We start from the raw sequence: 384 nt of genomic DNA on the forward strand, positions 1-384 counted from the left end.
TGGACTCGCTGCTGTAGTAGACATCCCTATGCCTAAACAACATACAGATGGTATTTTTTATGAAGATATTGATCTTTTCGAAGAAATGTATAGCAGAGTGGCGCGAGTGGTTATGCAGCATAAAGATCATCCTGCTTTGTTATACTGGAATCTGGGAAATGAATTATATTACCCCTACTTCTACAAGGACACAAAATTCTTTGAACGATTCAATATCTTGATAGATCTTATTCATGAGTTAGATCCCAATCACCCGGTAAGTACAACAACTATCGGAGCAAATAAACTGCGGGTGCTTTCTATAGAATTAAAAAGTCCGCAACTTGACTTCATATCTTTTAATTCCTTTGGTTCCCTAAGCACCTTCACTACTCGTCTAAAACC

1 protein-coding gene is annotated in these 384 nt (G+C 37.8%); it reads left to right on the plus strand.

Annotated elements, in window-relative coordinates; genetic code table 11:
• Positions 1-384, plus strand: a 384-nt coding sequence (locus tag HC175_RS20195; RefSeq protein WP_317172376.1) for a glycoside hydrolase family 2 TIM barrel-domain containing protein, incomplete at both ends; no start/stop codon positions are given.

This window comes from Salinimicrobium oceani, from assembly GCF_012037645.1.